The sequence below is a fragment of the Draconibacterium mangrovi genome (assembly GCF_010586825.1).
Classification (GTDB): Bacteria; Bacteroidota; Bacteroidia; order Bacteroidales; family Prolixibacteraceae; genus Draconibacterium; species Draconibacterium mangrovi.
Map to the genome: position 1 here is coordinate 47,775 of NZ_JAAAGB010000015.1, position 15,080 is coordinate 62,854.

Here is a 15,080-nt window from a genome sequence, read left to right on the forward strand (position 1 = left end):
GTTTCTGAAATGAGATCAGTAAATATTATAAAAAAAATCCCCGGGAATAACTCCCGAGGATTTCAATCAAAATAAATTGATCACTTACTAAAACTAAACTGCAATTCCAGACTGTCCAAAACTGAGATTATTTAGTGATTATTTTTCCAGCATTTTAATAAAATATCCGCCAACAACGGAACGAGCCTGGAATCCAACCTGATTTGCAGTTGGTGTTTCGTACCAGTCGGTCATCGGAACACGATCAGGCGTATTGGTTACAAAAGCGTAAACCGGATCGATAAATTTCTGGAACGTTTCGGTATCATCAGCTAAAGTAGCTGTCCACACAATCCAGTCTGATTTCGTATACGTTCTGCGGTTATCCAGTGGTAAACCGTAAGTGTTCTGTTTGGTCAGGTAATAGGCAATTTCTGTTTGTGCCACTTCTTCGGGGAAAATTCCAAGACCAAGCAGTTTGTCCCAAACAATGTTGTATTTCTGGCTCCAGGTTCCCGGTTTATCAAAAGTTAAACGATAATGGTCGCCGTCGTCGGCCATTTTCATCCATTCCTGAGCCATACTTTTGGCTTCTGAAGTGTATTTTTCAGCCACTTCAGTTTTACCCAACATTGCGGCTAGTTTTCCGTATCCGGCAATTCCCATTATCGCTTTTGCTGAAAGGTTTACGTTGTGGGCAAAGTGACCGGCAAAATCGTCGGTACAAAGCTGGTTTTCCGGATCAAATCCGTTTTCCATCAGGTAATTCGCCCAGGTTGTTAATACCTCCCAGTGCTCGGCTGCGTAATCGGCATTTCCTTCAACATCGGCAATGGCAGTTGTCAGAATCAGCATATTACCACATTCTTCAACGGGCATATCGCCACCGTATGTTTGTCCATTGGCTTTCGGATAGGTACCTACATCGTGCGCGGCAAAAGGCTTGGTCCATTTTCCACTTTCTGAATAGTAGAAAATCGGGTTTAACATACCTTTTAACAACTCAGGATTGTATTTCAGGAACATCGGAGCCGAAGGATAAGTAACATCAACGGTACCAATTGAACCGTTACTGAAGTTTTCTTTTGAAAGGAAAAGAATGTTTCCTTTAGTATCTTTTACCAGTTTGTGTGCGGCAATTGCCTGACGGTAGGCCAGCAAACACAAACGTGCGTAGTTTTCGCCACCGGCAGCCAGCGCTTCTTCGTAAACCGCCTGATCCGTTGCATCACAACGCGCCATAACACTTTGGTAATCTTTGGCAGCAAAAGTTAACACCTCATCAAAACTTACCTCACCGTCGTTTGCCCACCATGCTTTCAGGTTATCGCCAAAATACTGAATTGATTCAACATCGTCGTAACCCAGCATTACATATCCTTTTGCCGGTTTTGCCGAAACATTTCCAAGTACTTCAGTACAAGCCAAAACAGGCATTTCTTTTGAAAGAACAGCCGTTGTTTCCTCTTTTCCAGCCATTAGTTTACCACTTTCAACAAAGGCTTTTTTCATTCCTGCGAAATCGCCAATTGCCAGTGTTTTGTTTTCGGCTTCAGGCGATGCCAGATAGAAATATCCCCAATCGATACGAATGTTGTCGCCTTTCTTTTCCAAAACAGGCTGTTCGATTGTTCCGGTTTTTAAGAAGTTGATGTTACCGGTATTTCCGGTTGAAACTTTTACTTCCTGGTTTAACTCGTTTACGGCCCACTCGGGAGTAGCCTCGAAATACACCTCTACGTCATGTGATTTTCCGTCGGTTGAAACCGCTTCGTAGTTGATATAATTTACCGGACGTGAAAGCAGATCCAGATCGTCCATCAACAGTGGAGAAACAAACTCAACGCGCAGATCAACCGGTCCACAAGTGAAATCGTATTTGGTTTGTGTAGCTGTTATTTTCACGCTGTTTTGAACAGCTGTTTGAGCAAAAACAGGTTGAATATCGCTCTCTTTAAAGATTCCGAAATCAACATAAGCCAAACCACCACGATCCCAGCAATGCGCTGCAATGGTATTTTCGCCACCAATGTTCAGCAGGCTCTTATCCAGCTTTAATACAACATTGCTTTTTGCACGGTTTCCGGTATTTACAATTTCTTTTCCGTTCAGGTATAATTCAAAATCATCGTCGTGCGAATACACCAGGAACAGATCGCTTGCTTCGCTAACTTCGGGCATCGTAAATTCGCGACGCACCCAAATATGTTCGGTATCCCACGATGTAGCCGTTTCACCGGTATTTGGTGTACCGAAAGCTGCTTTTCCACTTTTCCATGAAGCATCGTTAAAATCCGGTTTTTCCCAACCTGTTGCCGGCTCATTTGTCAGGTATTTTCCGTCCCAGGCTTCAAATTTTGCACTCGGAACAACCGGTTCCAATGGAATCTCTTCTTTACCCAGGAAACGATAGGTTTCTCCATCCACACGTACGGCACCAATCAGCGAGTGGTTTCTGCCTGTCCAGTGTTTTACCGGTGTGTCGAATAAAATATCCGACATGGACCATGCACAGGTGTATGGATCGATTGTTATTAACGGATAAGCAGGCGCACGGAACTCCGCCCCTGCTTCTTCTTTTTGTGCCACCTCCGACTGCGATGTGCAAGCCCCTAAAAAAGCGGCAATAATAAACACAGTCAGGATTTTGCTGACAGTTGATTTAAGCATAATTATTATTTAAATTGTAAAATTATTTATTCTCCACACACAATAAACCAGAAATCATTTGAAAAAGAATATTGGATCATCCGACCAGCTTATTCGTTGCTCTTTTCCTTCTCTACATAATTCTCCCTGTGGGTATTTCCGTATCATTGTGAAGCCTGTATCATCTTTGCTGGCTATTGTACACATGAACCACATTTAACCCTTTACTGAAACAGAAAATTTTTTCTGATAAAGATCTTCAAAATAAACCCGTGGTTGAATCAGATTATTAAGAGATCTATCCATAATTGTGATTTTCAGTTTATTGTTTTTCTAATTCATATTTTGCCAGAACAGCATATTCAGCCGCAAATGCGAAATTGAACATCCCTTCTGTTTTGTTTTTTTCATGATCTTCTTCCCATCCCGTTAGTAAGTTCGTTGGCAGGAAACCGTTGTAAAGGAAGTTTTCGTAGACGTAATCAAGATTCTGCTGAAAACTGTTTATGTATTCCGACACCTCCTCACAAGAAGGATGGGCATCAACAAAACCACGCATCAATACCCCATTAAACCAGTTACTGAAACCCCTGACATCAAAAGAGTAGTAACCGGGAATGTCCTTATCGATTTGAGCGAAATAGGTAAAGCTCGATTTCGATAAGTGTTGTGCATCTTTCCGATATAAATCATCTCCGGTAGCGCGAAACAGATCGGCTGCTCCCGAAAGCATTGTTCCGCTGTTGTAGGTAAATGCCGGCCCCACCCGGTCGCGGTAGTCGATTCCTTTACGGTACTCAACTCCGTTAATAAGCTCTGTTTGCGGGTTTCGTGGCGTACAACCTCCCATCATATCATCGTAAACACCATCGGCGCGCAACAAATGTTCTTTTTGCCAGTGGTAAACTTTTTGGGCAAATTCAAGGTAGTAGTCGCTCTTTTTAACCTTTTTTACTATTCTGGTTTTCCTGTCAGACGGATCAATAGATCGATGAGTGATTTTATCTTTCTTTCCCTTATACATCTCGTGTAACCACACCAGCGGACTTACCATTGGACCATTGCTGCATGAGTGCTTCGACACATAGCCGGGTCCCCAGGTAATACCACCGTTCTCTTCACCTTTATCATTAAAAGTGCAGTCCCATCCATCGAGCACATACTCGGTCAGATACTCGGCTTTTTCAAGGAATTCGTTTTTACCGGTTAATTTATAAGCTTCAATAAATTCGCGAACCAACCACATTTGATCATCATACACATTCATTACACCGGCAACTTCCGCCTGCCCCACAGCAGCTCCGCGGTTAACCCCGTATACAGTCCATTCTTTGGTTTGTGTGTACGACACTAGTTCGAATGTTCCGTGGTAATAGTCTGCTTTCTCGTATAATTGGTAAAGCAAATCGGCGTATCGTTTAAAATGTGCATCGTATAAGGTCGTATTTCCGTTTTCCTTTTGCGCTTTAAGAGCATGAAGAATGGCGTTAACAGCTTCAATTGCACTGGTGTACATCCATATACTACCTTTTTCGTCAGAAACAGCTCCGTTATATGGATTAAAAAACCGGGCCATAGCCATTTCCTCTCCAATAAAATGAGCTTCAAAGGCCGCATCTGCCAGAGTCATTGCACGCGTTAGATTTTGATCTGATAAATCCTTTTGATTTTCGAATGAGATACCATTTGTTGAAGTGTAAGAAAGCAAACTGCTGCTCTGTTTCTTTTCTTCAATAGTTTTTAATTCAGAATTTGCTTTGAGATCCCCTTTGCAAACAGATGTGCCAAAACAATGTAAAGAGGCAAGAATAATTGTGGCTAAAAAACCGACTTGTTTCATTGTTCCAATAGTTTGTTATAAAGTTTTAATTCAACTGTCCTTAAAAATTCCGTTACCAGATATATTCTTAATCAGCAGCACACAAATATTGAAAGACAGTGATTAATTTATGGGTTAAAAATGGGTTAAAAACGAAAAAAATCCATTAATCTTGCGCAATTAACCGGGGGATTGGTACAAATATTTGTTGCTTTTCAAAAAAAACGAGTCTTTTCGTTGTAAAAACGAGAATTGGAATATTCTTAACGTTTGCAATATTCTAAACGAAGTAAAAAATTGAAGATAAAAGAATAATAATCCAAGTTTAGTATTAACAACAATGTTGATTAAGCTACATTACATAACACTTATAATAGTTTTATTAAACTTTCAGGGCTCGTTTCTGAGGGGATTAAAATTCAACGGAGGAGAAGTACCAATAGCCGAGCGTACTTCTTACAATGTATTTGATGATTCCAATATCGCATTTTCAGATTCCTTTGACATTGATTTTGACTTATCCTTATATCCACCAACACTTATTGGTTACATCATCCGGATTAAAAATACCGAAAGCGATAAAATTTTTAATTTATTTTACGACGGGCAAGGCCCTGATTTGGTGTTTCGATTTAACCAGGAAGGAAAAAGCAGCCTGATTATTGCAAGAATGAGCAAGGAATATTTGCTCAACACCTACTGGTTTAACATGAAAATTTCTTTCGATCTGAAAAATGATTCTATTTCACTGAAAATCAACGACCAAACTTTTAGTGCTGCCAATGTTGGCCTCCCCCAAAAATATCATCCTGTAATTTTATTCGGGAAAAGCGATTATATAATTGATGTTCCTTCTTTTGCCATTAAAGAACTCACTATAGGAAATAAGGACAAGTACCACTTTGATCTGAATGAAAATGAAGGCAGCATTGTTCATGATATAAAAGGGAAATCAATTGGCAATGTGAGTAACCCGGAATGGTTGATTAACGATGCCTATCACTGGAGGCACAAAATATCATTTCAATCGGGTTCTGTTGCAGGTGCCAATTACAATCCTCAAAAAAAAGAGATCTACTATTTTAACCGCGATACTATTCATAAATACAATGTAAGAACCGAAAAAACAGAAGTTATTGCGTTTAACGAACCGTGCCCTGTAAATCTGTTTTTGGGCACTAATTTTCTTGATCCGGTGAATAACAAGTTATATTCCTACGAAGTTTTTTTTGAGCGGGAAAACGATATTCCTACGGTTGCCAGCCTGGAATTGTCGACTCATAACTGGACAGCCGAAACTACTCAGGAACTTCCGATACAGCTGCACCATCACGGATCCTTTTTCGATCCTGAAAACAGACAGTACACTATCTTCGGGGGCTTTGGGAACATGTTCTACAATAATGATTTCTTCTCGTATAGCCTTGAAAATAAAGAATGGCAAACGCTTGCAGGTTTTACGGGCGATTTTTTGTCGCCCCGTTATTTCTCATCGGTTGGTTATTTAAAAAAAACAAACTCCGCCTACATTTTTGGCGGTATGGGCAACGAATCAGGAGAACAAATTGTAGGAAGAAAGTATTATTACGATTTATACAAAGTTGACCTGAACACCAAAAACATTACAAAGCTGTGGGAAATACCCTGGGTAGGCGACAATGTTGTCCCGGTTCGTGGAATGGTTATTCTTAACGATTCTTGTTTTTATACCTTTTGTTATCCGGAACACTATTCAGAATCGTCCCTCAGACTGTATCGCTTTTCGTTAGCCGATGGCAGTTATGAAATACTGGGAGACTCGGTACCAATACGCTCAGATAAAATTACCACTAATGCAAACTTATATTTCGATGAAGGGCTACATACGCTTTATGCTTTGATACAAGAGTTTGATGATGATATCGCATCTGAGCTGAAAATTTATTCGCTGGCATTTCCGCCGATTACTGCAGAGGAACTGGTGAATTATTCGAAGCCGAATAATTCCGGAACAGCGCGTTTAATAATCATTCTGTTGCCAATCATCGTTGTAATAACTTTTATTTTTTATCGTAGAATAAAATTGAAATACAGCAGCGAGCGGAATGGATCAGGAGGATTAAGCAAATTGAGAAACAAAAGGAAAGTTATTGTAAAACCTAATTCAATTTACCTTTTTGGCGATTTTGCCGCACACGATCGCAACAATAAAGATATCACCTACATGTTTAGCACCAGGTTGAAACAAATGCTAATCCTTTTACTTCAACACAGTGCCGAAAAAGATGGCATCTCGTCGCAAAAACTGGGTAGTATTTTATGGCCCGGAAAACCCGCACAAAAAGTTAAAAACCTGAGAGGTGTTACTATTAACCATTTGCGGAAGGCTTTAAGTGAATTTGAAGGGGTTGAACTGGTGTACGAAAAAGGTTGTTTTAAGCTTGTACTATCGGATGAATTTTATTGTGACTACACCAGGTGCTTAGATCTTATTTCAGGAAAAGAACCTGGCGAAAACCAGCTCGAACTGCTTGAACTGCTAGGCAGGGGGAAATTTTTAAAACTCGCAGATGATTCGGTTTACGACCCGTTTAAACAGGAAGCTGAGAACAAACTTGAACCGGCATTACTACTGGAAATGGAAAATGCCTATAATGCGGAAGCCTATCAATTAAGCATCGAGTTCTCTGAGGTAATTTTCAATATTGATCCATTAAACGAAGTGGCGCTTACTTTCCAGGTAAAAGCTTTGCAAAAACTCAAGTTGAATGAAGAAGCTCAATTAAGATATAACACATATACTTTGGAGTATAAAATGGCAATGGGGAGCAGCTACACAAATCCTAATAAAATACTGATTTAGACAGAACTATACGGTTTTGTCTAAATCAGAAACACATTTTCACGATTGCTAAAAAAAATCAATTGCAGTGTTGTTTACGATGATGTAAGGAAATCGAGTATACTGCCCGCGGTACTTCCTCTTCCGGCTTTATACAATTCGGTGTAACCACATCGTTTGCACGAAATAGCAATAAACTTCCGGTTTTGAATATCAAAAAATCGTGTAAAACCGGCTCCGGTTGTTCTGATTGCATCTTCTTCGTACTCCCAACTACTGCATTTAGGACAGCTGAAATGTTTTTTCATGGTTTTCTGTTTTTGTATTGTTTTCAGTTAATCAGTATTTGCTTTTCAAATAAATTACTAACTGAATCGAAAAAAGTATAATTGCGATAGCGAGTACCATTATAAATCTTATTTGAGTTGAGGTTAATTTGCTCCTACGCTTTTTTTTATCGCCTTTTTTCAGATAATCATATTTACCCATTTTCGTTGTTTTAAACCTTTTTTCTAAGTACTATTTCTTTAACTGTGTCACTACCTGAAGAATGAATCCACTAATAACCAATGCAATAACGATTACGGTTATTATTTCCCGTACCATTTTAAGTTTACTCTTCTTAATTTCTTGTTTCGCTTTTAAATAATCATACCGTCCCATCGTCTGAACCTTTTTTTAGTCGTCGTGCATCTTTTAAAGCCTTATGTATTATCCATTCAATTTGCCCGTTCATACTCCGAAAATCATCTGCAGCCCATTTTTCAACGGCCTCCAGCATTTCCGGGCTAACGCGCAATACAAACGATTTTTTCTTCGCCATTCTAATCCTCCTTTTCCATCAATTTTTGCATGGCATGTTCCAGGGCTTGTCGTTTTTGTGTTCCTATCAGGAATTTTTTTCCATTCTTCATATACAGCTGCAACCCTATTCGCCCCGCTACGGTCCATGCACTACCTTTTCGTAAACGACGTTTTATGCCACGGCCTCCATATTCTCTTTTGGGGTGGTATTGCCGTAACTCATACTTCTCAATCTCCGACGGATAGATATCTTTCCATTTTCGCACCAGCGGTGGAAAACAAACGGAAAGTTTATCAGCAGTAACTTTCGTTTTAAGTTTTGCACGAAACATCAGAATAAAAATCACCACCATTACCACAACTGTTACACCAGTCACAACCAATCCTCCTGTAGTCATCGGAGTATCGTCGGGCGAATTTTCCACCGTCAGAAAATAGATTCCCCGAAAAAATGGAATGGCAGCGGCCGATACGGCAACCAGCATTAACAGCCACAGCCATCTTTTATCAAACTCCTGTTCTTCTTTAAAAAGAAGCTTTTTCATGGTGTTTACTGATAAAGTGATCCCGTATTAACCACCGGCGTTGCATCTTTATCGCCACACAATACAACCATTAAATTACTTACCATAGTTGCTTTTTTATCTTCGTCCAGCTCAACAATACTTTTTTCACTAAGCTGGTCAAGAGCCATTTCTACCATGCTTACAGCTCCTTCAACAATTTTGTAACGGGCTGCAACTATTGCAGTAGCCTGCTGGCGTTTCAACATAGCCTGGGCAATTTCCTGCGCGTAGGCAATGTGGTTAATCCGCGCCTCAATAACATGAATCCCTGCAATTTCGAGGCGTTCAATAATTTCTTTCTCAAGCTGATCATTTACTTCTTCTGTTCCATCACGAAGCGTTACTTTTGCATTCTCATCCTCGATGTTGTCATACGGATACATACCTGCCAGCTTTCTCAGAGCCGCCTCGCTTTGTACCACTACAAAATGTTCAAACTCATCTACACCAAAGGCTGCCCGATAAGTTTCTTCCACTTTCCAAACCAGTACCAATCCAATCATAATCGGGTTACCCAATTTGTCGTTCACCTTAATGGGTTCGCTGTCGAAATTTCGTGCACGAAGCGAGATTTTCTTACGTACATAAAAAGGATTCACCCAATAAAATCCATTGGTTTTAATCGTGCCTTTGTACGCACCGAATAAAACCATTACACAACTTTGATTGGGATCGACCACGGTAAAACCGATGGCAACAAGAATAAATACCGGAATTAGCAGGACTGCCGGAACGATCATTCCCCCAATAAAACCGAAAATGATAACTCCCATTAATACAAGCTCCAAAAACAGAAACACGTAACCAGATAAAGCTGAATGTTGTTTTTCCATGACATTAATTATTTAGTATTTTGATATTATTTTGATATCACTAAAGTATTGTATTTATTTCTAAAAAACAACAGGACTAATTGTGTTTTAAATCATATTATTAAAAAGTTTAATGTTGCTGATTATATTCCCTGATTCCATTAGTTATAAAAGCGTGGATTCAATTGCAATTACCCCGAATATTTCATAAATTATTCTTGTTTCCGACTGCTACCAATTATTCAGATATGGTATAATTAAAAACTTAGTTTGCATTATCCCGAACCTTATTCAGGTTGTTAATAATTTGTGAACGGTTCGAGCTGAAACAGAGAGAAACATGACTTTTTCATATTTTGCGACCGTGTGAAAATTTTATATTCAAAATTTCAGAATAGGCATTAAACAAACAAATGGGTTTTACGTTCCACTAAAAAATTATAAGAATGAATTTTATAAAAGATCCTATTAACCGTTTTATAAGGCTTGAGACTTCAAGTAGCATAGTTTTATTTTCGGCATCCATTGCAGCTTTAATTCTTGCAAACTCAGGTTTAAGCGAAGCATTTTTGAGCTTCTGGAAAAATTATATAACCATTAGCCTGCCCGGATTCGAACTTTCAAAACCAGTATTAAAATGGATAAACGATGGTTTAATGGCCATTTTCTTTTTTGTTATTGGACTTGAAATAAAACGAGAGGTTTTAATAGGAGAATTAAGCGATCTAAAAAAAGCTTCATTACCCATTGTTGCAGCCATTGGCGGAATGGTTTTCCCTGCACTGCTTTTTGTTACTTTAAATCAAGGAAAGGCAGGAATGGAAGGATGGGGAATTCCCATGGCAACTGATATCGCATTTTCATTGGGTATTTTAACCTTGCTGGGCAAACGCGTACCGGTTGGTTTAAAAATTTTCTTAATGGCTTTTGCCATTATTGATGACCTGGGCGCTGTATTAGTAATTGCATTCTTTTACAGCTCGAAATTAATTTGGGCCAACATCATTATTGGATTAGCGATCGTTACCCTTCTTGCTATTCTCTCGCGCTTTAAACTGTATTCTAAATATTTCTTCTTTATAGCCGGTGTTGTTGTTTGGGTTCTGTTCCTGAAATCGGGTATTCACGCAACAATTGCCGGAGTATTACTGGCACTTACCATTCCAATTCAGCGACACATTAAAACCACTACCTTTTACGATAAAGGCAAGGAAATACTTGACGGATTTCTTGATGAATGCAAAAAGGAAGGCAGAGACAAAACAATTCTTAGCCACAAACAATTAGATGCAGTTGACGAGATGGAAGAGCTTATAGAAAAAACAGCTTCTCCACTTCAATACCTTGAGCACAGCTTGCACGGGTGGGTAGCTTTTATAATTCTACCATTATTTGCTTTTGCAAATGCCGGAGTAGTTTTTAGTTTTTCGGGCGATACCAACACAGTTCTGGCAAGTAACATTGGGCTTAGCCTGATAATTGGAAAATTTGTGGGTATATTCCTGGTTTCGTTCCTGGCAATAAAATTCAAACTCTCAGAACTACCAAAAAATGTAAATTTCATGAGTTTGGCCGGCGTATCTTTTCTTGGTGGATTAGGCTTTACAATGTCATTATTTATTAATAACCTTGCATTTACGGATGAGGTACTTATTGATTCGGCTAAAATTGGAATTTTACTCGGGTCGTTTGTGGCAGGATTATTAGGATATATATTGCTGCGATTTTCAGCAGGCAAAAAAAATCCTTCGGCTAATTAGCCGAAGGATTTTCTTTACAACCGAATACTTTTTCGTGTTCTAATTTAAAATCATTTCTACATGTCCTGTTTGCTCTGTTTCTACTGTTTCGTAGCAACGTGCGAAATCAAGGATATTCTGTACCGACTGTTCTGATGGTTCATAATCCATCTCTGCTGATTGTTTTTCAACTTCACGTTGAATGTTGTTTACACAATAAAATAAGGTAGAATAATTCATCATAGGCATTTCAATTATTTACTCTTAAAACGCCCTTAGCTACCTAATATTGTGTTAACAATAGTTAAAAAGCAGTGAGGTTCAATTTCTTTTCATCCACAAGTTTTCGCAGGTTAATTAATGCATAACGCATACGGCCCAAAGCAGTGTTAATGCTTACCTCGGTTTGCTCGGCTATTTCCTTAAAACTGAGGCCCATGTAATGCCGCATATAAATTACCTGCTGCTGATCTTCGGGCAACTCTTTTACAAGGTGCTTTACTTCTTTCAAAATTTGCGAATAAACCATTTGGTCTTCAATGGTCTGTTCCGAAAATTTTTGTGAATTGAAGATGTCAACATCGGAACTGTCGTTGGAAATCGTCCCCTGCAGTTTTTCCTTCCTGAAGTGGTCGATAATCAGATTATGCGCAATCCGAAGTACCCAGGAAACAAATTTACCATTCTCAACATACTTGCCTCGTTTTAACGAGCGTATGACTTTGATAAAAGTATCCTGAAAGATATCTTCAGCAAGATCTTGGTTCTTGACAATCAACAAAATATACGAGTATACTCTGCTTTTATGTCTAACTATTAAAATCTCAAGTGATTCGTGATCGCCTTGAATAAATCGTTGAACGAGTTCATTATCGTTCAGTTTGTCGAGTCTGAACATTACCTTCTATTTATGTGTAAACAAAAAGTAAAGTTTATCTATAGGCGTTCATTTTTTAGTGTAGTAAAACTATTATTCTAATTTTGTGTCATTCAAAAATGAAACATTTTACTGACAATAGCAAGTTTTTCTAACATTTTATCGAATTTTATAAAAATAATATGTCAAATAGCAAAAACGCTAAATACATCGAGATTCAGAACGCGAGGGTTCATAATCTAAAAAATATAAGTTTAAAAATTCCCCGAAACAAATTTATTGTTGTAACCGGTGTTTCCGGTTCAGGGAAGTCATCGCTGGCTTTCGATACACTTTTTGCCGAAGGTCAACGCCGCTATGTAGAAAGTCTGTCGTCTTACGCCCGTCAGTTTTTGGGGCGAATAAATAAACCCGAAGTTGACTTTATTAACGGAATTCCGCCTGCCATTGCCATCGAGCAAAAGGTAAACACGCGAAATCCGCGCTCAACAGTGGGTACATCAACCGAGATTTACGATTACCTGAAGCTGCTCTACGCACGCATTGGGAAAACCATTTCGCCGGTATCGGGGCAAGAAGTATCGCGAAACAGCGTAACCGATGTGGTGGACTACATCAACAGCTTTGATGAAGGAACCCGTCTTATCATTGTTGCTCCTTTAACCGCTAAAAACGGACGAACTATGCTGCAGGAAGTTGAACTGTTGATGCAACAAGGATTTTCGCGCATTGAAACCAACGACGAAATAAAACGCATCGACGAGCTGGTAAAAGCAGAAAGTGATGAATTTTGCAACGGAAGCTGTAACCTGGTTATCGACCGTGCTGCCGTTAAACACGATGAAGACACGCAAAGCCGACTGGCCGACTCGGTTCAAACGGCTTTTTTCGAAGGACACGGCGAATGTTTGGTAAAAATTTATAAAAAGGACGGCATGGAATCAAAAACCTTCTCGAACCGTTTTGAAGCCGATGGAATTGAATTTGAAGAACCAACGGTTCACATGTTCAGCTTTAATAATCCGGTTGGTGCCTGCCCTACTTGCGAAGGCTACGGAAAGGTAATTGGGATTGACGAAGATCTTGTAATTCCGAATAAGTCGCTATCAATTTACCAGGATGCCATTGCCTGTTGGAAAGGCGAAAAAATGAGCCAATGGAAAAATGAGTTGATCTATTCAGCCGAGAAATTCAATTTCCCCATACACAAGCCATTTTATGAACTGAGTGAAGAACAAAAATTCCTAATCTGGACCGGGAACCAATATTTCGATGGCTTAAACCAGTTTTTCAAACATCTTGAAGAGGGCAGTTATAAAATACAGTACCGTGTAATGTTATCGCGTTACCGCGGAAAAACGGTTTGCCCCGAGTGTAAAGGAAGCCGTTTGAAAAGAGAAGCCGGTTATGTTAAAGTTGCGGATAAATCGCTTCAGGAGCTGGTTTTGATGCCCGTTTCAGAATTGAAACAGTTTTTTCTGAACTTGAATCTGAGCGATCATGATCAAGCGATTGCCAAACGTATCCTCATTGAGATCAATAACCGCCTGGAATTTTTAGATGATGTGGGTTTGGGCTACCTGACACTTAACCGCTTATCGTCAACTTTATCGGGCGGTGAATCGCAGCGGATAAACCTGGCAACTTCACTTGGAAGCAGTTTGGTGGGATCGCTGTATATTTTGGATGAACCGAGTATCGGGCTGCATTCGCGCGACACCGAGAAACTGATAAAAGTATTACGGCGCCTGCAAAAAATTGGAAATACAGTATTGGTTGTTGAACACGACGAAGAAATTATTCGAGCCGCCGACGAGGTAATCGATATTGGTCCGATGGCCGGACAACACGGTGGAGAAGTTGTTTTTCAGGGAACACACGACGACCTGGTTAAAAATCCGCAAAGTCTTACCACAAAATACCTCACCGGCATTGAAGATATTCCTGTTCCTACCCGACGTAGAAAATGGACCAACTCGATTCAAGTTGTTGGTGCACGCGAGAACAACCTTAAAAATGTAACGGTTAAATTTCCGCTTAACACTTTAACGGTAATTACCGGAGTCAGCGGATCAGGAAAGTCATCGCTTATTTCGAAGATCCTCACTCCTGCCCTGACTAAAATTCTGGGTGGATACGGTGAAAAAACAGGTCATCACGATGCAATTTTAGGAGATTATAAGATGATCGATGCCATTGAGTTCATCGATCAAAATCCTATCGGGAAATCATCGCGATCGAACCCGGTTACCTACCTGAAGGCTTACGATGAAATACGGAAATTACTGTCGGAGCAGCAGACATCAAAAATACAGGGATTAAAACCATCTCACTTCTCGTTTAACGTTGATGGTGGACGTTGCGACGAATGCCAGGGTGAAGGAACGATTAAAGTAGAGATGCAGTTTTTGGCCGATGTTTACCTGCTTTGCGAAAGCTGCGGCGGAAAACGTTTTAAAGAAGATATTCTGGATGTTAAATACAAGGATATGAATGTTGATGACATTCTGAATCTGACCATAAATGCAGCCATCGAACTCTTTAAACAAGGCAAAAGTTCAACCGAGAAGAAAATTACCAAACGTCTGCAACCTCTGCAGGATGTTGGTTTGGGCTACATAAAACTGGGACAGGCTTCGAGCACATTATCAGGTGGTGAAAGCCAGCGTGTAAAACTGGCGTCGTTCCTGGCAAAGGAAAAAGATTCACCTACCCTCTTTATTTTCGATGAGCCAACAACAGGTTTGCATTTCCACGATATCCGAAAGCTGCTCGATTCATTCAATGCACTAATTTCGCGTGGTCACTCCATACTGATCATCGAGCACAACATGGATGTTATTAAATCTGCCGACTGGATTATCGATCTTGGTCCGGAAGGTGGAGATAAAGGAGGAAATCTTGTTTTTGAGGGTACTCCTGAAGATTTGATCAACGAGAAAAATTCTTATACAGGAGAAGCTTTAAAAGAAAAACTACATTAAAAGAGCCATCTGTTGAGGTGGCTCTCTACC

Annotated in this window: 11 protein-coding genes; 3 read left to right on the forward strand and 8 right to left on the reverse strand. The window is 39.7% G+C overall.

From position 1 onward, the window contains the following. Positions 1 to 138: 138 nt before the first annotated feature. Together G4420_RS21825 and G4420_RS21830 are read right to left on the reverse strand one after the other, a co-directional pair. On the reverse strand, positions 139 to 2,649 hold the full coding sequence (locus tag G4420_RS21825; protein ID WP_163326074.1) for a glutaminase domain-containing protein: 2,511 nt from the start codon (positions 2,647 to 2,649) through the stop codon (positions 139 to 141). A gap of 301 nt (positions 2,650 to 2,950) precedes the next feature. Continuing rightward, positions 2,951 to 4,468, reverse strand: coding sequence for a glycoside hydrolase family 76 protein (locus G4420_RS21830; RefSeq protein WP_163326075.1), 1,518 nt, complete (start codon positions 4,466 to 4,468; stop codon positions 2,951 to 2,953). 319 nt (positions 4,469 to 4,787) lie between these two features. On the opposite strand from G4420_RS21830, the gene G4420_RS21835 reads away from it, so the two are divergent. Next, positions 4,788 to 7,289, forward strand: a complete 2,502-nt coding sequence (locus G4420_RS21835; RefSeq protein WP_163326076.1) for a Kelch repeat-containing protein — start codon at positions 4,788 to 4,790, stop codon at positions 7,287 to 7,289. A gap of 74 nt (positions 7,290 to 7,363) precedes the next feature. On the opposite strand, the gene G4420_RS21840 is transcribed toward G4420_RS21835, so the two are convergent. The 4 genes from G4420_RS21840 to G4420_RS21855 form a co-directional block, all read right to left on the reverse strand. After that, positions 7,364 to 7,576 carry a zinc ribbon domain-containing protein gene (locus tag G4420_RS21840; protein ID WP_163326077.1) on the reverse strand — a complete coding sequence of 71 codons (213 nt, stop codon included), beginning with the start codon at positions 7,574 to 7,576 and terminating at the stop codon, positions 7,364 to 7,366. A gap of 341 nt (positions 7,577 to 7,917) precedes the next feature. Beyond that, a complete protein-coding gene (locus G4420_RS21845) occupies positions 7,918 to 8,091 on the reverse strand; it encodes an Arc family DNA-binding protein (protein WP_082063710.1) in 174 nt (57 codons plus the stop codon). A gap of 1 nt (position 8,092) precedes the next feature. After that, complete coding sequence (locus G4420_RS21850; RefSeq protein ID WP_163326078.1) at positions 8,093 to 8,617, reverse strand: hypothetical protein; 525 nt, start codon at positions 8,615 to 8,617, stop codon at positions 8,093 to 8,095. Positions 8,618 to 8,622: 5 nt separating this feature from the next. Next, on the reverse strand, positions 8,623 to 9,471 hold the full coding sequence (locus G4420_RS21855; protein WP_163326079.1) for an SPFH domain-containing protein: 849 nt from the start codon (positions 9,469 to 9,471) through the stop codon (positions 8,623 to 8,625). Positions 9,472 to 9,896: 425 nt separating this feature from the next. On the opposite strand from G4420_RS21855, the gene nhaA reads away from it, so the two are divergent. Continuing rightward, positions 9,897 to 11,210 (forward strand): Na+/H+ antiporter NhaA, encoded by a 1,314-nt coding sequence (gene nhaA / locus G4420_RS21860; RefSeq protein WP_163326080.1) that lies wholly within the window; start codon positions 9,897 to 9,899, stop codon positions 11,208 to 11,210. 39 nt (positions 11,211 to 11,249) lie between these two features. Here the strand turns inward: nhaA and G4420_RS21865 are convergent, their stop codons facing one another. Both G4420_RS21865 and G4420_RS21870 read right to left on the reverse strand, forming a co-directional pair. Next, entirely contained in the window at positions 11,250 to 11,432 is a 183-nt protein-coding gene (locus tag G4420_RS21865; protein WP_163326081.1) for a hypothetical protein, read from the reverse strand. Positions 11,433 to 11,493: 61 nt separating this feature from the next. Beyond that, entirely contained in the window at positions 11,494 to 12,087 is a 594-nt protein-coding gene (locus tag G4420_RS21870; RefSeq protein WP_163326082.1) for an RNA polymerase sigma factor, read from the reverse strand. 161 nt (positions 12,088 to 12,248) lie between these two features. On the opposite strand from G4420_RS21870, the gene uvrA reads away from it, so the two are divergent. Beyond that, complete coding sequence (gene uvrA / locus G4420_RS21875) at positions 12,249 to 15,050, forward strand: excinuclease ABC subunit UvrA (RefSeq protein ID WP_163326083.1); 2,802 nt, start codon at positions 12,249 to 12,251, stop codon at positions 15,048 to 15,050. Positions 15,051 to 15,080 lie beyond the last annotated feature (30 nt).